This window comes from Methylobacterium sp. J-070 (assembly GCF_022829385.1).
Lineage (GTDB): Bacteria > Pseudomonadota > Alphaproteobacteria > Rhizobiales > Beijerinckiaceae > Methylobacterium.
In genome coordinates, this window is the sequence record NZ_JAKSXX010000147.1 from 1 (window position 1) to 18,244 (window position 18,244).

Genomic DNA, 18,244 nt, shown 5'->3' on the forward strand with positions numbered 1-18,244 from the left:
CCGGCGGCGCACTGCGGCTCGACCGAGGCCCCGTGCGCCTGCGCCGAGGCCCGGATCCCGGACGCAGGCACGTTCAGGTCGAGGGTGGCGGTCCGGTTGGTCCGCGGCAGGTCGGGCAGGCCCGAGAGCATCGCGTTCAGCGTCCCGGCCAGACGCCCGACCTCGTCCGGCCGGCGCGCCTACAGCTGCCCCGACAGGTCGCCATCGCCGGCGCGCTCGACGTGGCGCATGACCGTCGCGAGGGGGCGCACCCCCGCGCGGCTGATCAGCCACGTGACGAGGCTCGCGAGCAGCACCGCGGCCGCGAGCGTCAGGTAGATCGACAGGCGGGAGCGCTCGTAGACGTCCTGCGCGGCGCGCTGACCCAGCACCATGCCGCCGTCGAGCAGCGTCCTGAGGTTCTTGATCCCGCCCAGGAACGGCCCCTGCAGCCGGGTGATCTCGTCGTTGCGGGCCTCGACGGCGGCCACGTCCTGCTTGGCGATGGCGGCGAACTGGGCCTCGCTCAGGGTCCTGACGTCGCGGAAGGCGTTCTGGACCTCGCCGGCCGCCGCGGCGATCTGATCCCAGGAGGCGACCCGCTCGGCGGAGCGCGCCGTGGTCCGGTACTCGCCGGCGAGCTGCGCGATCGTCGCGAGGCGGCTGTCGACCTGGGCGGCGGTCTGGCGCCACGCCGCCGGATTGTCGTCGGCGCGCGCCGGCCGGGCCTGGGGCAGGGCCTGCGTGAGCATGGCGATCACGGCATTGCGGCGCAGGAGCCCGAGATCCCGGGCCTCGTTGCCGAGTTCGTCGAGCTGGCGCAGCACCGCCATGTCGCGCCGGACGATCGCGTCGGCGGTGTCGCGCACCGCCCCGATCTGGGCCAGCGCATACAGCCCGAGGGCCACGATCACCACCGTGACGGCGAGGAAGCCGAGGAGAATGCGTCGTCCGATCGAAAACGTCACGGTCGGGGCTGGCTCCGGTTGAGGGCGGTGGGATCAGGGAAGGGTGCGGCGGAGGAGGCGGGGCAGGTCGATGACGACGAAGTCGGGCCGTCCGTTGCCCCCCGAACCGGGGGCATAGCCCGAAGCGGACTCGTTGCCCAATCCACCGCGATCCGCCGCGCCCGGCGGTGCCGCGGCCGGGTCGGCGACGCGGGCGATCCCCAGAACGCGGTCGACCGCGAAGGCGACGGGCCGCGACGGGAGCTGCGCGGCGGCGGCGGGCTGGGCCGAGGGCGGCGCGGCGCCGTGCGCGCCGCGCAGCACCACCAGATGACCCGCCCGTTCGAGGGCATCGGGGGCGGCGTCCGGCCGGCCGAGCGCCCGGGCGAGGCCGAGCACGCCGACGATCCGGCCCGACAGGGCAACGAGCCCGATGAGCGCCGGCACCGCCCCCGGAACCGGCGTGCAGGGCCGCATCGGCAGAACCTGCGCGACCGCGGCCATCGGCAGCCCGTAGCGCTCGTCGCCGCAGACGCAGACGAGATGATCGACGCCGGCATCGGACCGCGCCCCGGCGGCGGCGCGCCGGGCGAGGGCGGCGGCGCGCTCGGCGCGCAGATCCCGTTCCGGTCGGGCCGGCGGGCGACCCTCCTGCGCGCTCGGCTGGGCGCTCGGCCGTGGCTCCATCACGAACTCCTGCTGCGGATGGCGCGGCCGAGGCCGGCGCGGGCCGCGGCGGCGCCGGCCGCGATCTCGCCGGCGGAGGCCCCGTCGCCCTCGGGCAGGACCGTGTCGGCCGCGAGGGCTTGGCTGAGGGCGACCGCGTTGTCGAGGGCGCGCGCGGCCGCGTCCGGACGGCCCCGGGCGATGAGCAGCAGGCCGAGATGGTAGTGGGCCAGGACGAAGCGCCGATCGAGGTAGAGCGCCGCCCGCAGCGCCCGCTCGGCCTCCGCGTCACGCCCCAGGCTGCGGGCCAGCATCCCCTCGTAGAAACGCAGGATCGGGTCGGTCGGGTCGCGCTCCAGGGCGGCGCGCAGTGCGCGCCACGCCGCGCCGGTCTCGCCGGCATCCGCCAGAGCGCGGATCCGCGCGACGTCCTCGGCCTCGTCTTCGCCGGGGCGGCCGGATTCGATGCCGGGCCCGGGGGCGTCTCCCGCCCGCGCTGCGGGATCGCCGCCGTTCCGCGGGCGGGACGGAACGGCCGGATCCGCGTCGCGCCCCTTCCCCGCTGGCGGGGCGGAGCCGTGCTCCGGGCCCCCTCCTGCGGGACCGGTCGCCGCCCGCACCCGATCTCCGACGTCGGGGCGGTCACCCTCGCCGGCGGAGGCGCGAGGGCGGGCGGGTGCGGTATCCGGCGCGCCGGTCCCGCGGACACGCCCGGGCGGAGAGCCGGCCTCGTCCGGGCCGGTCCGACCCTCCTGGTCCGGCGGGGCCGGGGATGGCGGCGGCACCTCCGAGGGCCGGCGGTAGGCCACGGTCCCGGGCAGGCTGACCGCGTCGACGAAGTGCGCGAAGGCGGGGCTCGGCTCGGCGTGGCCCAGCAGCAGCCAGCCGTCCGCCTTCAGCCGGCGGCTGAGGCCGTGCACCACCGCGGAGACCGTCCGGGCATCGAAGTAGATCAGCACGTTGCGGCACAGGATCAGGTCGTAGCCCTCGCCCGGCGGACCGAGCTCGGCGAGGGCCAGGAGATTGCCGCGCTCGAACCGGACCAGCCCGCGGAATTCGGGCCGCAGGGCGTAGCCGCCCTCCCGCTTCGTGCCGGGGGCGGAGGGCAAGCGGGTGAAGTAGCGCAGCCGGTCCTCCGGCGGCATCGTGCGCAGGGCCCAGCGGCCGTACTCGGCGCCGCGCGCGGTGGCGAGCGCCTCGGTGCTGATGTCGGTCCCGAGGATGGTGACCCGCCAGTCGGCCAGGGCGTCCCCGAGGAGTTCGCGCACCAGGATCGCCAGGGAGTAGGGCTCCGCCCCCGTCGAGCAGCCGGCGCTCCAGATCCGCAGGGTGCGCTCGGAGGCCCGGGCGGCGATCAGCGACGGCAGGATCGTGGTGCGCAGCGCCTCGAACTGCTCGGCGTAGCGGAAGAAGAACGTCTCGCCGACGGTGATCTCGGCCTCGAGCCGGGCCCACTCCGCCTCGCCCGCCGCTCCATCCGACAGGAGCGCCGCATAGGCCGCGCAGTCGGGCCGGGCGGACGCCCGGAGCCGGCGGTGAAGCCGCTCGATCAGCAACTCGTCCTTGTCGATGTAGTAGTGGTGGCCGGTCCGCGCGATGATCCGCGCCTTCAGGGCGGGGTAGTCGGGGTCGGCGCCCGGATCGGGACGAGAGCTGCGGGGGCGCGACATCGCGCCCTCAAACGGGCTGCGGCAGCGCGGCGAGCCGCGCGGCGGCGGCCCGCGCCAGGGCCGAGACCCGCGCCGTCTCCTGGGCGGTCAGGAGTCGCTCCGGCGCCAGCGCGTGGACCAGCCGGTCGCCGAGGACGAGTTCGGCCGCGACGCAGCCGTTGAGGGTTCCTGCCGCCTCCGCCGGCCGGATCGCGGCCTCGGGCACCGTCACGAGGTCGGCGGCCCGGTCGACCAGATAGGCCAGCGCGTCGGCGCGGGTGAGGACGAGATGTGCGTAGAGGCCGGGCGCCGCGCCCGCCGGGCGCAGGCCGAGCAGGCCCGCAAGGTCGATCACGGGAATCGGGGCGCCGCCGAGATTGAGGAATCCGATGAGCCAGCCTCCGGCGGCCGGCGGGCTGTGCAGGTCCGGCAGCGGCAGGATCTCGGCGACGGCGGCGCGCGGCAGGGCGCAGGGCGTGCCGGCCACGTCGAGGAGGAGATAGGCCGAACCGCTGCTGGGCACCGCCCCCCGCTCCCCATGATGCCGGGCCGCGGCCGGGCCGAGAGCGGCCGCACCGAGACACAGCGCGAGATAGGCCGTGTTTACGCTCCCGGCAATCGGGCGATGCAACCGACCGGTCCCGCGGAACCAAGTCTCGCTTGAGCCGCTTATTTTCCGACGTAGCGGCCCCGCCCCTGACGCGGTGCGGAGCTTCGCCTGCGCCGCTCTAGCCAGGGATCGATGATGAGGAAACTTCTGTTGGCCGCCGCGTCGCTGACGCTGCTCGCGGGCTCCGCCTACGCCCAGGGTAACTCACCCTACAACTCCTCTGGCTCCCAGGCCGGTGGCCCGCGCGGCGGCATGGAGCGCGCCGGCGAGGCGGCCGCCATGGAGCAGGGCGCCGGACCGGCCTCCCGCCCGATGATGCGCAAGCGCATGAAGCACAAGCGGATGATGAAGCATCACCGCCGGATGCGCCACCACATGTGATCGCCCGCGGGGGGCGCCGCGTCGGCGCCGTCCCCGGTCGGTTCGGCCTGCCGCCATCCGCGGCAGGCCTTTTTTATGCCCATCCGGGGCGGGACGACGCCGGGGGCATGGAAGCATAGTGCACGTGGGGGGCTCCTTGCGGGGCCGGGACGCGCGGTCCAGTCTCCCGCAGGCACAGCCGCTACGACGAATGTTCGCAAACGAACATCCAGTGGCGACCAATAACGGCACCCGACCTGGGGAAACGCGAGGGGTATCGATGTCACGTCCGCTTGACCCGCGGTCCGAAGACAGGATTGAGGCGACCGGTGTCGAAGGGCGGCGCAGCGCGATCGTGGCCTCGGTGCGCCAGCGGGGCTTCGTGACGATCGAGGCCCTGGCGGCGCAGTTCGGTGTCACCGTCCAGACGATCAGGCGCGACCTTAACGAGTTGAGCGCCGAGGGGCGGCTGGAGCGTTACCGCGGCGGCGGCGGCCTGCCCTCCAGCGTGGAGAACATCGACTACGCCGACCGGCGGGTGACCCTGCTGCCGGAGAAGACGCGGATCGGCCGGCTCGCCGCCAGCCGGATCCCGTCCCATTGCTCGGTCTTCATCAACATCGGCACGACGCCCGAGGCGGTCGCCCGCGAGCTGACCCGGCACGACGACCTCAGCATCATCACCAACAACCTCAACGTCGCGCTCTCGCTGGCGGCGGCGACGGAGTTCCGCATCGTCGTGGCCGGGGGCACCGTCCGCAACCGCGACGGGGCGGTGCTGGGGCAGCTCACCTGCGACACGCTCAGCCAGTTCCGGGTCGACGTGGCGGTGATCGGCATCAGCGGCATCGACGGCGACGGGGCGCTCCTCGACTACGACTACGAGGAGGTCCGCGCGACGCAGACCATCCTGGCGCATGCCCGCAAGACTTTCCTGGTGGCCGACCACACCAAGTTCACCCGCCGGCCGATGGTCCAGGTCGGGCGGCTGGACCAGATCGACACGTTCTTCACCGACCGCGTGCCGTCCCCCGACATCGTCGCGCTGCTGGAGCGGCAGGGCGTCGCCCTCGCGGTCGCCGACGGCGAACCGTAACGAACCGAATTTTTTCGCTTGCGAAAATCCGCGGTCGGCTCAATATAGTGCCAACCCGCCGCGAGGGCGGGATTGGAGGAACCATGGCGGCAGCGACGCGCCAGCGTGAGCCGGCCGATGCCTACGATCTGCTGATCATCGGCGGCGGCATCAACGGCACAGGCATCGCCCGGGATGCCGCGGGCCGCGGCCTGTCGGTCCTGCTGGCCGAGCGCGGGGACCTGGCCGAGTTCACCTCCTCGTCGTCGACGAAGCTGATCCACGGCGGCCTGCGCTACCTCGAATATTACGAATTCCGCCTGGTGCGCGAAGCCTTGGCCGAGCGCGAGCGGCTGCTGCGGCTCGCGCCCCACGTAATCTGGCCCCTGCGCTTCGTCCTGCCCCACGACGAGGGCCTGCGCCCGGCCTGGATGCTGCGGCTCGGCCTGTTCCTGTACGATCATCTCGCGCGGCTGCGGACGCTGCCGGGCTCGAAGGCGGTGGACCTGCGCAGCTCGCCCTACGGCGCGCCGCTGCAGAAGCGGCTGACCCGGGGCTTCGTCTATTCCGACTGCTGGGTGGAGGACAGCCGCCTGGTGGTGCTCAACGCCATGGATGCCCGCGAGCGCGGCGCCGCGGTCCTGACCCGCACCGGCGTCGTCTCGGCCCGGCGCGCGGGCGAGGGGGACGCGGCGCACTGGATCGCGACCCTGCGCGACGAGCGCGGCGGGGCCGAGCGGACGGTCCGGGCGAAGGCGGTGGTCAACGCCGCCGGCCCCTGGGTCAGCGCGACGCTCGGCGGAACGCTGGGCATCAACAGCCGCGCGGCGGTGCGCCTGATCAAGGGCAGCCACATCGTGGTGAAGCGCCTGTTCGACGGCGACCAGGCCTACATCCTGCAGCAGCCCGACAAGCGCATCGTCTTCGCGATCCCCTACGAGCGCGACTTCACGCTTATCGGCACCACGGACGTGCCCTATGACGGCGCGCCGGGGCCGGTCTCGATCTCGCCGGAGGAGACCGACTACCTCTGCGGATGCATCAACCGCTCGTTCGACACGACCATCACCCCGGCCGACGTCGTCTGGAGCTACTCGGGCGTGCGCCCGCTCTACGACGACGCGGCGGAGAACGCCTCGGCGGTGACCCGCGACTACGTGCTCGACGTGGAGGACCAGGGCGGCCGCGCGGCCGTGCTGTCGGTGTTCGGCGGCAAGATCACCACCTACCGGCGCCTGGCCGAGCACGCCCTCGAGAAGCTGAAGCCGTACTTCCCCGGCCTCGAGGGCGGCTGGACCGGGGACGCGGTCCTGCCGGGCGGCGCCATGAAGGACGCCGACTTCGACCAGTTCCTGGCCAAGCTGCGGGCCGAGAAGCCGTTCCTGCCGGAGGAGACCGCGCGACGCCTCGCCCGCGCCTACGGCGTCCGGGCACGCGACATCGTGGGGACCGCGCAGTCCCTGGCCGATCTCGGCGAGGCCTTCGACGGCGGGCTCTCGGCGGCCGAGGTCGATTACCTGCGGACCGAGGAATGGGCGGTGACCGCCGAGGATATCCTGTGGCGGCGCTCGAAGCTCGGCCTGCGCACCGGACCGGAGAGCGCTGCCCGCTTGGCCGCCTATCTCGACCGCAGGGCCGAGGCGGCCTGAGGATTTCGGACCCGATCCGGCGGCAGACCGGTCGGCATCACAGGGGAGGGAACGATGAGCCGTTACGTCGGGGCCATCGATCAGGGCACCACCAGCAGCCGCTTCATCGTGTTCGACCGCGAGGGCAGCGTGATCGCGCTGGCCCAGGCCGAGCACGCGCAGATCTACCCGGCCCCCGGCCATGTCGAGCACGACGCCGCCGAGATCTGGGCCAAGACGCAGGGCGTGATGCGCGAGGCGCTGGAGAAAGGCGGCCTCCAGCCCACAGACCTCGCGGCCGTGGGCATCACCAACCAGCGCGAGACCACGCTGATCTGGGACCGGCGCACCGGCAAGCCGCTGCACAACGCCCTGGTCTGGCAGGATACCCGCAACGACCGGCTGGTGGCGGAGTTCGCCCGCGACGGCGGTCGCGACCGGTTCCGCGACCTCACCGGCCTGCCGCTGGCGAGCTATTTCTCGGGGCTCAAGCTGCGCTGGCTCCTCGATAACGTGCCCGGCGCCCGGGAGAAGGCCGAGGCCGGCGACGTGCTGTTCGGCAACATCGACACGTGGCTCGTCTGGAACCTGACCGGCGGTGCCGAGGGCGGCCTCCACGTCACGGACGTGACCAACGCCAGCCGCACGCAGCTCATGTCGCTGAAGACCCTGGACTGGGACGACGGCATGCTGGAGACCTTCGGCATCCCGAAGGCGATGCTGCCGAGGATCGTCTCGTCGAGCGCGGTCTACGGCGAGACCAAGGCCCCGTTCGCGGGCGTGCCGATCGCCGGCATCCTGGGCGACCAGCAGGCGGCCCTGTTCGGCCAGACCTGCTTCGCGCCGGGCGAGGCCAAGAACACCTACGGCACCGGCTGCTTCGCGCTGATGAATACCGGCGAGGAGCCGGTCCCGTCGAAGGCCGGCCTGGTCACGACGCTCGCCTATCGCCTCGACGGCCAGAAGCCCGCCTACGCGCTGGAGGGCTCCATCGCGATCACCGGCGCCCTGGTGCAGTGGCTGCGCGACAACCTGCACATGATCAAGGATTCCGCCGAGGTCGAGACGCTCGCCACCACGGTCGAGGACAATGGCGGCGTCTACTTCGTGCCGGCGTTCTCGGGCCTCTACGCGCCGCACTGGAACGAGGGGGCGCGCGGCCTGATCATCGGGCTGACCCGCTACGTCAACCGCGGCCATATCGCCCGCTCGGTGCTGGAGGCGACCGCCTTCCAGACCCACGAGGTGCTGGATGCGATGGCCAAGGATTCCGGGATCCCCGTGAAGGAGCTGCGGGCGGATGGCGGCATGGTCGCCAACAACACGCTGATGCAGTTCCAGGCCGACATGCTCGACGTGCCGGTGGTGCGCCCGAAGGTGGCCGAGACCACGGCGCTCGGCGCCGCCTACGCGGCCGGCCTCGCGGTCGGCTACTGGAAGGGCCTGGACGACCTCAAGCGCAACTGGGGCGTCGACAAGCGCTGGACGCCGAAGATGGATGCCGGCCAGCGGGAGCGGATCGCCGCCGCCTGGAGCCGGGCGGTGCAGCGCTCCTTCGACTGGAAGACCGAAGAGGATTGAGGGGCGGCCCGTCAGGCCCGCACGCCTGAGCCGGTCTCGATCGGATCAGGTCCAGCCGTGACCGCATCCGGAGGCGCAGGGACGCCGCCTCGAAGGAGCCATCCAGGGGTCGCGCGCCGTCCGGGGGCCGCCGCCGCGCTCCGGCACCTCAGGATGAGGGGGATCGGACCCCGCCGACAATCTGTGACCGCCTCCGGCGATCACACGCTCGCACAAGCTTTGGACTCTCACAAAAAGCAGCGAACGGGGGAGACAGGACCATGACATCACCATTCCTGGGCGAATTCCTGGGCACCATGACGTTGATCATCCTGGGCGACGGGGTGGTCGCCGGGGCCCTGCTCAAGAAATCGAAGGGCGAGAACGCCGGCTGGATCGCCATCACCGCCGGCTGGGCCTTCGCGGTCCTGGCCGGCATCTTCGTCGCGACCGCCACCGGAAGCCCCGACGCCCATCTGAACCCCGCCGTGACGGTGGCGGGGGCGGTCAGCTCCGGGGACGTCGGCAAGCTCGCGGTCTACATCCCGGCCCAGATGCTCGGCGCCTTCGTGGGCGCGGTGATCGTCTGGCTCCACTACCTGCCGCACTGGGCGGTGACGCCGGAGCGGGATCTCAAGCTCGCCTGCTTCTGCACCGGGCCGGCGATCCGGGACGCGAAATCCAACTGGATCTCCGAGATCATCGCGACCTTCGTGCTGATCCTGACCATCTCGGCCCTCGTGACCAACACGCTGGGGGCGAGCGGGGCCATCCCCCGGGGCGTGGCCCCCTACATGGTCGGCATGCTGGTCTGGGGCATCGGCCTGTCGCTCGGCGGCACCACCGGCTACGCCATCAACCCCGCCCGCGACCTCGGGCCGCGCATCGCCCACGCGGTGCTGCCGATCGCCGGCAAGGGCTCGTCCGACTGGGGCTACGCGCTGATCCCGGTGGCGGGCCCTGTGGTCGGGGCGGCGCTGGCCGGGCTGTTCGTGCGGAGCCTCGGGATCTGACGGAAACCCCGCATCCTCAACCGCCGCGGGGCGTCCCGGCGTCGCGGCGGTTTGCGGTGCGGGGCCGGGCGCCTTAAGTCAGTCCCACTGACCGACCGCGCCCCCGGGCGCCTCCCCGCGGTGTGGCATGGCCGTCGTCCTCGACATTCTGAAGAACGATCCGCGGGCGGCCCTGCGCGTGCGCCACCCGGAAAAGGCGCACCGCCCGGATCAGCCCGTCCAGGCCAAGAAGCCGGACTGGATCCGCGTGAAGGCGCCGGGCTCCAAGGCCTGGACCGAGACCCAGAAGATCGTGCGCGAGCACGGGCTGGTCACGGTCTGCGAGGAGGCAGGCTGTCCCAATATCGGCGAGTGCTGGGAGAAGCGGCACGCCACCTTCATGATCATGGGCGACACCTGCACGCGGGCCTGTGCCTTCTGCAACGTGCGCACCGGCCTGCCCGACGCCCTCGACACCGGCGAGCCCGAGAAGATCGGCGACTCGGTGGCCAAGCTCGGCCTGCACCACGTGGTGATCACCTCGGTCGACCGGGACGACCTCGCGGACGGCGGCGCCCGGCACTTCGCCCGGACCATCGCGGCGATCCGGCGGGCGAGCCCCGGCACGACGGTGGAGATCCTCACCCCCGATTTCCTGCGCAAGGACGGGGCGCTCGAGGTCGTGGTCGCGGCCAAGCCCGACGTGTTCAACCACAACCTGGAGACGGTGCCGGCCAAATACCTGACGGTGCGGCCCGGCGCCCGCTACTTCCACTCGGTGCGCCTGCTCCAGCGGGTGAAGGAACTCGATCCGACGATCTTCACCAAGTCGGGCATCATGGTCGGCCTCGGCGAGGAGCGGAACGAGGTGCTCCAGCTCATGGACGACCTGCGCTCGGCCGACGTGGATTTCCTCACGATCGGCCAGTACCTGCAGCCGTCGAAGAAGCACCACGCGGTCGTACGCTTCGTGCCCCCCGACGAGTTCAAGACCTTCGAGACCACCGCCTATGCGAAGGGCTTCCTGCTGGTCTCCGCGACGCCCCTGACGCGTTCGTCGCACCATGCGGGCGAGGACTTTTCGCGACTCCAAGCGGCGCGTCTGGCAAAATTGTCGCCCGCGCTCCCGGCCTGAGAAAGCCCGACACCGATGCCGTCTTTCCGGGTCACCCGCACGGTGCGGCACTCGCCGCAGCAGATGTACGACCTCGTGGCCGATGTGGAGCGCTACCCCGAATTCCTGCCGCTGTGCGAGTCCCTGCGGGTGATCCGCCGCCAGGAAATCCGCAGCCAGGAGATGGCGGAGGGCGGCGAGGTGCTGATCGCCGAGATGGGTGTCGGCTACAAGGCGATCCGCGAACGCTTCACCACCCGGGTCAGCCTCGATCCGCAGAACCTCAAGATCGTGGCCGAGTATATCGACGGGCCGTTCCGGCACCTGGAGAACCGCTGGCTGTTCAAGGACGCGCCGAACGGCGGCTGCGCCGTCGACTTCTTCATCACCTACGAGTTCAAGAGCCGCACCCTGGGGCTCCTGATGGGCACGATGTTCGACCGGGCCTTCCGCAAGTTCACCGACGCCTTCGAGGGCCGGGCGGACCGGATGTACGGCGCCGCCTGAGCGGTCGCGCCGCCTCCGCGGGGCGATCACCGCATAGGTCGGATGACCGACTTGACGGCTCAGCGAATCCGCGGCGGTTGCGCATTCAATATTGCAATGCAATCGACTCCCTTCGAGAAATACAGTCCTCTGAGATCGATGATTTCGATAATATAGTTTTAATTTAGTAGGTATCATACATATTCCGATGGCGTCCAGAACCCCATCGCCGCGGCGATAAGCTTTACAGCATCCGGGACCCATGCCAGCAGGACGTTCCGGGATCCAGTCGATTCCGTTGCGTTATTTCGTGCTGCAGGGTCTGATCATGATCTATCGGGAGGCGTTGCTCGCCATTCCTCTGACTATAGCCGCCCTGACCGGCCTGACGGCCTGCAACAGCACCGGCACGGCAGCGGGCGCGGCGCCCGCCGCGGCCGGCGCGCCCGTCCTGGCCGAGGACCGGTTCAGCCCGTCGTTCATCCACGCCCATCTCAAGGTCAGGCGCACCACCGTCGAGGATGTCCTCGCGCTGTACGGCCCCCCGGCGAGCCGGGACAACGTCGCGTCCGCGTCGGGGGATCGGAGCGTCCTGACCTACCTCCGGCCCGAGGCGGTGTCGGCCGGGGTCGGCAAGACGCTCGGCGCGATCGCGTCCCTGACCCCGTTGGGTTCGCGGGCGGGCGACGCCCTCTATCGTGCCGGCGGCGCCGTGAACGATGTCGAGAACATCGCCGCCGCCTCCGCGGCCTCGTCGGCGAAGGCCCGGGGCGCCGGCAACAGCCTGGAACTGGTGTTCGTGAACGGGCGCCTGGCCGATTGGCACCTGCTGTAACCGCGCAGTCCGCGCGCTCACGCAGGCCGCCGCAGCCCCTCCGGCCGGCGGATTTCCGGGGCGCGACCTGAGAGCGTCGTCGGTTTGAAGGCGATCACGCGCTGAACGGTCCGGGCGCGAATCCCGTCCCCTTTGCGGGGAGGGGGCAGGGGGTGGCGCCGGATATGGCTCGGCGGTGCCTTCTGCACCACCCACACCCTCCAACGCCTCCCCACGAGGGGAGGAGCGCGCGTCGCGCTTCGTGATCCGTATCAGATCGAAAACACGCTCGCGCCCGATCAGGTCCGGGCCGGCAGGCGGATATGCTCCGGCCGCACGCCCATCCCGATCAGCCGTGCGGGCAGGCTCTGGAGCGGCGGCAGCGCGTCGAGGATCCGCAGGAGGAGCGGCGCCCGGAACGGCGCGTCGGCCATGAGCGAGGCGGCGATCACCCGGGACTGGATCGCCCGCTGGAGGGCCTGGGTGGCCCGCACCGGGAACATCCGCCGGGCCTGGACCCGGGCGAGGTCGGCCTCGGTGAGGCGATCCGCCCGCAGGGGCTCGGCCAGGAGGTTGGCCGCCGCCACCGCATCCTGGATCGCGAGGTTGATGCCCACCCCGCCCACCGGGGACATGGCATGCGCGGCGTCGCCGATGCAGAGCAGCCCCGGGCGATGCCATTTCTCCAGACGGTCGACCGTGACGGTCAGGAGCTTCACCGAGTCCCAGTCCGCGATCGCGTCCGTGCGATCGGCCAGGAACGGCGCGATCTCGGCCACCGCCGCCCGGAAGGCCGGCAGCCCCTTCGCCCGCAGCGCCGCGTCGCCCCCCTTCGGCACCACGTAGGCGCATTGCCAGGCATCGCCCCGGTCGAGGGTGATCAGGATCCGCCCCGGCCCGAAGCGCCCGGCCGCCGCCTCCGGGTCGCCGTCCCGGCGCGGCAGGCGGAACCACAGCACGTCGATCGGCGCGCCGAACGCCCGGGGGGTGAAGCCGGCCTGCGCGCGCATCCGCGAATGGCGCCCGTCGGCGCAGAGCACGAGGTCGGACCGGATCTCGATGGGTCCGTCCGGCCCCTCGGCCCGCACCCCCGCGACCCGCCCATCCGCGGCGATCAGGCTCTGCGCGTCGGTCCGGCGGATCAGCCGGAAGCTCGGACAGCGCCCGGCCTCACCGGCCAGAAAATCCAGAAAATCCCATTGCGGCATGAAGGACAGGAAGCGGTTCCGGGTCGGCAGCCGGCTGAAATCGGCGACGTGGTAGCTGCGCCCGGCGACGACGCCCGAGAAGCGCTCGACCCGCCGCTGGGGCAGGGCGCGGAAGCGCTCGGTGAAGCCCAGCTCGTCCATCAGGTCGAGGGTGGAGGGGTGGATCGTGTCGCCGCGGAAGTCGCGCAGGAAATCCGCGTGCTTCTCGAGAACGACCGTCTCGATCCCGGCGCGGGCGAAGAGCAGGCCGGCCATCATCCCGGCGGGACCGCCGCCGACGATGCACAGGCGGGTCGTCAGCGTGTCCATGGACCGTCCCTCCCGCGCCGCCCTCAGTCGCCGGCGGCCTCCTCCAGAAGACCGAGCGCGTCCGCGACGGCGGCGCGGCGGATCCCCGCGCGCCCGAGATCGCCGTAGCGCCGCTCCCGGTGGCGCACGCCGCCGTCCCGCAGGGCGAGCCCGAAATGCACGAGCCCGACCGGCTTGTCCGGGCTGCCGCCGCCCGGGCCGGCGATGCCGGTGATCGCCACCGCCACGGAGGCCCGGGAGGCGGCGAGCGCCCCCGCGGCCATGGCCCGCGCCACCGGCTCGCTGACGGCGCCGTGTCGGCGGATCAGGTCCATCGGCACGCCGATGGCCTCGGCCTTGGCCTCGTTCGAGTAGGTGACGAAGCCGCGCTCCACCGCCGCCGAGGAGCCCGGCACCGCGGTGAGCAGGCCGGCGACGAGGCCGCCCGTGCAGGATTCGGCGGTGGCGATCGTGCGCCCCGCCGCCGCGTAGGCCGCCACCAGCGCCTCGGCGCGCCCCAGAAGCTCCGTGTCGTCGATCATGGCGGACAGGCTCCCATCGGGCGGGCGCGCCCTATCTCGTGGTGTGAACCAGGGCCGGTCTCCACTCAAGGATGGACCGCCCGCGACTGGAGACACCGCGTCCATGATCTTCCCCGCGACCACGGCCTTCTTCGCCGGGCTGCTCGCCCTCGTCTACCTGGGCCTGTCGGGATGGGTGATCGGGAGCCGGGTCTCCGACAACGTGCTGTTCGGCGACGGCGGCGACGACGCGGTGCTCAAGCGGATCCGTTCGCACGCGAACTTTTCGGAATACGTGCCGCTGGCGCTGATCCTGATCGGCCTGCTGGAGGCCGGCGGCGGCGGCCACGGGCTGGTGCAGGGGCTGCTGGTGGCCCTGCTGGTCGGCCGGATCCTGCACCCGATCGGCATGTTCGCGCCGCCGAACTCCCCGCGCCAGTTCGCCTGCCGGGGCGGCGGGATCATACTGACCCTGGCCGTCCTCGGCGTCGCGGCGATCGCGCTGCTGCTGCGGACGGCGTGAGGCTTTCTGCCCGAGAGGGAGAGCCGGCGGAGCGGCGTCCCCCGCCCCCTGGTGGAAAGGAGGGCGCGCTGCGCCGTGCAGGGCCCGATGCGAGACCATCGTCGCCTCCGCGGGGGCGGGCGGGCGTCGGAGCCGCCTCAGCCCTGCCGCATCGCGGTCTCGGCCTCGGCGTCGAGCACCGGGCCGTCCTCTTCGGGCAGCCGCACCGTCGCGGCGGCCTGGGCGGCGAGCCCTTCCGCCCGGCCGACGAAGCCGAGCTTCTCGGTGGTCGTGGCCTTGATGGAGACCGCGCCGAGCGGCACGCCCGCGATGGCGGCGATGCGCGCGCGGATCTCCTCGCGGTGCTTCCCGATCCGCGGCGCCTCGGCGAGCACGGTGATGTCGAGATGGTCGATGCGGCCGCCCCGGGCGCGCACCAGCCCGCAGGCGTGGGCCAGGAACTGATCGGACGAGGCCCCGCGCCAGCGCTCGTCGGAGGGCGGAAAATGGGTGCCGATATCGCCGTCCGCGATGGCGCCCAGCAGGGCGTCGGTGAGCGCGTGCAGCGCCACGTCGCCGTCGGAATGGGCGAGCACGCCCCGGTCGGCCGGGATCCTCACGCCGCCGAGCCAGACATGGTCGCCGGTGGTGAAGGCGTGCACGTCGAAGCCGGTGCCGAGGCGGGTCACGTAGGTGGTCATGGCGCGGGCTCCCGGCGCTGGCGGTTCGGTTGGATCGGCCGCGAAGGCGCGGTCGGCCTCGATCAGGTCGGCAGCCTGGGTGATCTTGCGGTTGGCGACATCGCCCGCGAACACCACCACCGGCAGGCCGGCCCATTCGGCCAGCGCGCCGTCGTCGGTGAATCCGTCGAGGCCCTGCGCGGCCGCGTCCCGGTGGGCGCCGAGCAGGGGGGCGAAGGCGAAGGCCTGGGGCGTCTGGACCGCGCGCAGATGTTCCCGGGGCGGGGTCTCGTGCACCCGGCCGATGCCCGGCGCGATGTCGACCACGCGCTTGACCGTGTCGGTCACGGGCACGCCGGGGACCGCCGCGCCGTGGTCCCGTCCGGCCGCGACCGCCCGGGCGATGAGCGCCGCATCCACGTAGGGACGGGCGGCGTCGTGGACCAGCACGATCTCGGGGGCCGCGCCGGCCGCGAGGGCCTCGAGCCCGGCGCGCACGGAGAGCTGGCGCGTGGCCCCGCCGGTCACGGGTGCGGCGATCTTCTCCCGGATCACGGGGGCGAGCTCGTCCAGGCAATCGCGAAAGAAATCCGCCGCGTCGGCGGCGATCACCGGCTGGATCCGCGCGATCGCGCCGTCCGCCGCCAGGGCCGCCAGGGTGCGGGTCAGGACCGCCTGTCCGCCGACGCGGCGGTACTGCTTGGGCGTGCCGCCGCCGATGCGGATCCCACGGCCGGCCGCCACGACCACGGCGGCGACGCCGGATCCCGCGGGGGCGGGTCCGGTGGCTGGCGTGCCGGTGGCGGACATGGGCAAGGAACTCGTGGCGTCCGGAGGAGCGGGGCGGCGGGCGCGCAGGCCAGCGGTGCCGCCCGGACCCTGCCGTTGAGGGTGCCCGTCGTTTAAGCGGGGGAGGGGCCGAAATCAACGCGCGGCCCCGCTTGCCAGCGGACCGGCCATGCCTCATTGTTGTGCAGAATGACGACTGATCATTATTTGAGCGCGCTGCGCCGGGGACGGATGGCCGAGGGATCGGTACCACCCGCGCCGCTCTGCCTGCTGGCACCGCTGTCGGGCGTCACCGACCTGCACATGCGCCGGATCGCCCGCCGCTGCGGCGCGGACGCGGTGGTGTCCGAGATGGTGGCGGCGCGGGAGTTCGCCCGGGGTTCCGGCGAGGCGACCCTGCGCGCGGAGGGCGCAGGCATCGACCTCCACGTGGTCCAGCTCGCCGGCTGCGAGGCCGGGCCGATGGCGGAGGCGGCCCGCCTCGCGGAGGCCGGGGGCGCCCACGTGATCGACGTGAACATGGGCTGCCCGGCCAAGATCGTGACGGGGATCGCCTCGGGCTCGGCGCTGATGCGCGACCTCGACCACGCGACGCGCCTGCTCGCCGCCGTGCGCGGGGCCGTCACCGTGCCGGTGACGGTCAAGATGCGCCTGGGCTGGGACGACGCGAGCCGCAACGCCGCCGACCTCGCCGCCCGCGCCGAGGGGCTCGGGCTCAACGCCGTCACGGTCCACGGGCGGACCCGGCAGCAATTCTACAAGGGCGACGCCGATTGGGCGGCGATCCGCGCCGTCGTGGCGGCGGTGTCGATCCCGGTGATCGCCAACGGCGACGTATCCGACCTCGCCGGCGCGCGGGCCTGCCTGGCGGCGTCGGGGGCCGCCGGCGTCATGATCGGGCGTGCCGCCACCGGCCGCCCCTGGCGGGTCGGACAGATCGCCGCATCGCTCGCCGGCCGACCGGCGGCGGACCCACCGCGGGCCGCGCAGGCCGCCCTGGCGGCGGAGCACTACGCCGGCCTCCTGTCGCTCTACGGCCGCGACATGGGCGTGCGCCATGCGCGCAAGCACCTCGCCGCCTATGCCGAGACCGGCGGGGCGCTGGACCCCGCCGAGCGGGCGGCGCTCCTGACGACCACCGATCCGGAGACCGCGCTGGCCCTGCTGGACCGCGCCTTCGCGGGCCCGGCGGCCACGGTCCGGGAGGCCGCGTGAGCGACGAACCCGTCCCCCCGGAGCCGGGCAGCCGGCGCGACACGGCCGCCGAGGCCGTGCTCAACGCCCTGCCGCTGCCGGTCCTGACGATCGGCGGCGACGAGCGCATCCTCCACTGCAACCATGCCGCGGAGGCGTTCTTCGACTATTCCGCCCGCCTGATGCAGCGCCGGCGCCTGCGCGACATCATCCCGTTCGCCTCGCCGATCATCGCGCTGGTCGCCGAGGTGCGCCGCCGCCGCGCCAGCGTCAGCGAGTACCGGGTCGAGCTGACCCAGCCGCGCCTCGGTCTGGAGCGCAGCGTCGACGTCTTCGCGACCCCGCTCGGCGACGACGGCGACGCCGTGGTGATGATGTTGCAGGAGCGCACCATCGCCGACAAGATGAACCGGCAGCTGACCCATCGCGGCGCCGCCCGCTCCATGGTGGCGCTCGGCGCCATGCTGGCCCACGAGATCAAGAACCCGCTCGCCGGAATCCGCGGCGCCGCGCAGCTCCTGGAGAGCACCGGCGCCGAGGAGGACCGGCTGCTCACCCGCCTGATCTGCGACGAATCCGACCGGATCGTGCGCATCGTCGAGCGCATGGAGCTGTTCGGCGACGAGCGCCCGGCCGAGCGCGGCGCCGTCAACGTCCACGGGGTGCTCGATCAGGTGAAGCGCTCGGCGCAGTCGGGCTTCGCCCGGCACATCCGCTTCGTCGAGACCTACGACCCGTCCCTGCCGCCGGTGCTCGGCAGCCGCGACCAGCTGATCCAGGTGATCCTGAACCTCGTGAAGAACGCCGCCGAGGCGATCGGCCCGGACGCGGTCGAGGGCGAGATCACCCTGTCGACCGCCTTCCGGACCGGCCTGCGCCTGCAGGTCCCGGGCTCCCGCGAGCGGGTCAGCCTGCCGATCGAGGTCGCGATCCGCGACAACGGCCCCGGCATCTCGGCGGACCTGCTGCAGGACCTGTTCGACCCGTTCGTCACCACCAAGGCGCAGGGGTCCGGCCTCGGTCTTGCATTGGTCGCCAAGATCGTCGGCGATCACGGAGGGATCGTCGAGTGCGATCCCGCCCCCCGCCGCACGACGTTCCGTATCCTTCTGCCGATGTCGAGCGCCCGCGACGGACGCGAATCGGCGGTCGATCCGTGAAGTCCGCCACCGAGTCCGGCCC

General features: G+C 72.6%; 18 protein-coding genes. 11 read left to right on the forward strand and 7 right to left on the reverse strand.

Going from position 1 to position 18,244, the window contains the following annotated elements; translation table 11 throughout:
* Nucleotides 1-179: 179 nt before the first annotated feature.
* From MKL01_RS14535 to MKL01_RS14550, 4 genes are read right to left on the reverse strand one after another with little or no spacing between them, the layout of a single operon-like run.
* On the reverse strand, nt 180-947 hold the full coding sequence (locus MKL01_RS14535; protein WP_243905921.1) for a hypothetical protein: 768 nt from the start codon (nt 945-947) through the stop codon (nt 180-182).
* Between the two features lie 33 nt (nt 948-980).
* Entirely contained in the window at nt 981-1,613 is a 633-nt protein-coding gene (locus MKL01_RS14540; RefSeq protein ID WP_243905922.1) for a chemotaxis protein CheW, read from the reverse strand.
* A complete protein-coding gene (locus MKL01_RS14545) occupies nt 1,613-3,262 on the reverse strand; it encodes a CheR family methyltransferase (RefSeq protein ID WP_243905923.1) in 1,650 nt (549 codons plus the stop codon). Before MKL01_RS14545 ends, MKL01_RS14540 begins: the two co-directional genes overlap by 1 nt.
* Before the next feature lie 7 nt (nt 3,263-3,269).
* Nucleotides 3,270-3,764, reverse strand: coding sequence for a chemotaxis protein CheW (locus MKL01_RS14550; RefSeq protein WP_243905924.1), 495 nt, complete (start codon nt 3,762-3,764; stop codon nt 3,270-3,272).
* A gap of 222 nt (nt 3,765-3,986) precedes the next feature.
* Between MKL01_RS14550 and MKL01_RS14555 the strand changes: the two genes are divergently transcribed.
* From MKL01_RS14555 to MKL01_RS14590, 8 genes are all read left to right on the forward strand, one after another.
* Complete coding sequence (locus tag MKL01_RS14555; protein ID WP_243905925.1) at nt 3,987-4,232, forward strand: hypothetical protein; 246 nt, start codon at nt 3,987-3,989, stop codon at nt 4,230-4,232.
* A 259-nt stretch (nt 4,233-4,491) separates the two neighbouring features.
* Entirely contained in the window at nt 4,492-5,307 is an 816-nt protein-coding gene (locus tag MKL01_RS14560) for a DeoR/GlpR family DNA-binding transcription regulator (RefSeq protein ID WP_243905926.1), read from the forward strand.
* Between the two features lie 83 nt (nt 5,308-5,390).
* On the forward strand, nt 5,391-6,935 hold the full coding sequence (gene glpD / locus MKL01_RS14565; RefSeq protein WP_243905927.1) for a glycerol-3-phosphate dehydrogenase: 1,545 nt from the start codon (nt 5,391-5,393) through the stop codon (nt 6,933-6,935).
* A 54-nt stretch (nt 6,936-6,989) separates the two neighbouring features.
* On the forward strand, nt 6,990-8,495 hold the full coding sequence (gene glpK, locus MKL01_RS14570; RefSeq protein ID WP_243905928.1) for a glycerol kinase GlpK: 1,506 nt from the start codon (nt 6,990-6,992) through the stop codon (nt 8,493-8,495).
* Between the two features lie 260 nt (nt 8,496-8,755).
* On the forward strand, nt 8,756-9,487 hold the full coding sequence (locus tag MKL01_RS14575; RefSeq protein WP_243905929.1) for an MIP/aquaporin family protein: 732 nt from the start codon (nt 8,756-8,758) through the stop codon (nt 9,485-9,487).
* A 127-nt stretch (nt 9,488-9,614) separates the two neighbouring features.
* The gene (gene lipA / locus MKL01_RS14580; protein WP_243905930.1) at nt 9,615-10,601 is read left to right on the forward strand and encodes a lipoyl synthase; all 987 of its coding nucleotides are present in this window, start codon (nt 9,615-9,617) and stop codon (nt 10,599-10,601) included.
* Between the two features lie 15 nt (nt 10,602-10,616).
* Nucleotides 10,617-11,087 (forward strand): type II toxin-antitoxin system RatA family toxin, encoded by a 471-nt coding sequence (locus tag MKL01_RS14585; RefSeq protein WP_243905931.1) that lies wholly within the window; start codon nt 10,617-10,619, stop codon nt 11,085-11,087.
* Between the two features lie 241 nt (nt 11,088-11,328).
* On the forward strand, nt 11,329-11,901 hold the full coding sequence (locus tag MKL01_RS14590; RefSeq protein ID WP_243905932.1) for a hypothetical protein: 573 nt from the start codon (nt 11,329-11,331) through the stop codon (nt 11,899-11,901).
* Nucleotides 11,902-12,179: 278 nt separating this feature from the next.
* Here the strand turns inward: MKL01_RS14590 and MKL01_RS14595 are convergent, their stop codons facing one another.
* The gene (locus MKL01_RS14595) at nt 12,180-13,397 is read right to left on the reverse strand and encodes an FAD-dependent oxidoreductase (protein ID WP_243905933.1); all 1,218 of its coding nucleotides are present in this window, start codon (nt 13,395-13,397) and stop codon (nt 12,180-12,182) included.
* Nucleotides 13,398-13,420: 23 nt separating this feature from the next.
* Complete coding sequence (locus MKL01_RS14600; RefSeq protein ID WP_243905934.1) at nt 13,421-13,918, reverse strand: CinA family protein; 498 nt, start codon at nt 13,916-13,918, stop codon at nt 13,421-13,423.
* A gap of 103 nt (nt 13,919-14,021) precedes the next feature.
* On the opposite strand from MKL01_RS14600, the gene MKL01_RS14605 reads away from it, so the two are divergent.
* On the forward strand, nt 14,022-14,420 hold the full coding sequence (locus MKL01_RS14605; RefSeq protein ID WP_243905935.1) for an MAPEG family protein: 399 nt from the start codon (nt 14,022-14,024) through the stop codon (nt 14,418-14,420).
* A gap of 137 nt (nt 14,421-14,557) precedes the next feature.
* Here MKL01_RS14605 and MKL01_RS14610 read toward each other — a convergent pair whose 3' ends face one another.
* Nucleotides 14,558-15,889 (reverse strand): bifunctional 2-C-methyl-D-erythritol 4-phosphate cytidylyltransferase/2-C-methyl-D-erythritol 2,4-cyclodiphosphate synthase, encoded by a 1,332-nt coding sequence (locus tag MKL01_RS14610; RefSeq protein ID WP_243905936.1) that lies wholly within the window; start codon nt 15,887-15,889, stop codon nt 14,558-14,560.
* 168 nt (nt 15,890-16,057) lie between these two features.
* Here MKL01_RS14610 and MKL01_RS14615 point away from each other — a divergent pair, with 168 nt between their 5' ends.
* Together MKL01_RS14615 and MKL01_RS14620 are read left to right on the forward strand one after the other, a co-directional pair.
* Nucleotides 16,058-17,083, forward strand: a complete 1,026-nt coding sequence (locus MKL01_RS14615; RefSeq protein ID WP_243905937.1) for a tRNA dihydrouridine synthase — start codon at nt 16,058-16,060, stop codon at nt 17,081-17,083.
* The gene (locus MKL01_RS14620; RefSeq protein ID WP_243905938.1) at nt 17,080-18,222 is read left to right on the forward strand and encodes a two-component system sensor histidine kinase NtrB; all 1,143 of its coding nucleotides are present in this window, start codon (nt 17,080-17,082) and stop codon (nt 18,220-18,222) included. Before MKL01_RS14615 ends, MKL01_RS14620 begins: the two co-directional genes overlap by 4 nt.
* The last annotated feature ends 22 nt before the right edge of the window (nt 18,223-18,244 follow it).

What these genes read in the sequence shown, in the direction of transcription:
- MKL01_RS14560 (WP_243905926.1), top strand. Translation starts at nt 4,492, where the DNA reads ATGTCACGTCCGCTTGACCCGCGGTCCGAAGACAGGATTGAGGCGACC.
- MKL01_RS14610 (WP_243905936.1), bottom strand. Translation starts at nt 15,889, where the DNA reads ATGTCCGCCACCGGCACGCCAGCCACCGGACCCGCCCCCGCGGGATCC.
- MKL01_RS14585 (WP_243905931.1), top strand. Translation starts at nt 10,617, where the DNA reads ATGCCGTCTTTCCGGGTCACCCGCACGGTGCGGCACTCGCCGCAGCAG.
- MKL01_RS14540 (WP_243905922.1), bottom strand. Translation starts at nt 1,613, where the DNA reads ATGGAGCCACGGCCGAGCGCCCAGCCGAGCGCGCAGGAGGGTCGCCCG.
- MKL01_RS14545 (WP_243905923.1), bottom strand. Translation starts at nt 3,262, where the DNA reads ATGTCGCGCCCCCGCAGCTCTCGTCCCGATCCGGGCGCCGACCCCGAC.
- glpK (WP_243905928.1), top strand. Translation starts at nt 6,990, where the DNA reads ATGAGCCGTTACGTCGGGGCCATCGATCAGGGCACCACCAGCAGCCGC.
- MKL01_RS14575 (WP_243905929.1), top strand. Translation starts at nt 8,756, where the DNA reads ATGACATCACCATTCCTGGGCGAATTCCTGGGCACCATGACGTTGATC.
- MKL01_RS14555 (WP_243905925.1), top strand. Translation starts at nt 3,987, where the DNA reads ATGAGGAAACTTCTGTTGGCCGCCGCGTCGCTGACGCTGCTCGCGGGC.
- lipA (WP_243905930.1), top strand. Translation starts at nt 9,615, where the DNA reads ATGGCCGTCGTCCTCGACATTCTGAAGAACGATCCGCGGGCGGCCCTG.
- MKL01_RS14615 (WP_243905937.1), top strand. Translation starts at nt 16,058, where the DNA reads ATGACGACTGATCATTATTTGAGCGCGCTGCGCCGGGGACGGATGGCC.
- MKL01_RS14600 (WP_243905934.1), bottom strand. Translation starts at nt 13,918, where the DNA reads ATGATCGACGACACGGAGCTTCTGGGGCGCGCCGAGGCGCTGGTGGCG.
- MKL01_RS14595 (WP_243905933.1), bottom strand. Translation starts at nt 13,397, where the DNA reads ATGGACACGCTGACGACCCGCCTGTGCATCGTCGGCGGCGGTCCCGCC.
- MKL01_RS14605 (WP_243905935.1), top strand. Translation starts at nt 14,022, where the DNA reads ATGATCTTCCCCGCGACCACGGCCTTCTTCGCCGGGCTGCTCGCCCTC.
- glpD (WP_243905927.1), top strand. Translation starts at nt 5,391, where the DNA reads ATGGCGGCAGCGACGCGCCAGCGTGAGCCGGCCGATGCCTACGATCTG.
- MKL01_RS14590 (WP_243905932.1), top strand. Translation starts at nt 11,329, where the DNA reads ATGCCAGCAGGACGTTCCGGGATCCAGTCGATTCCGTTGCGTTATTTC.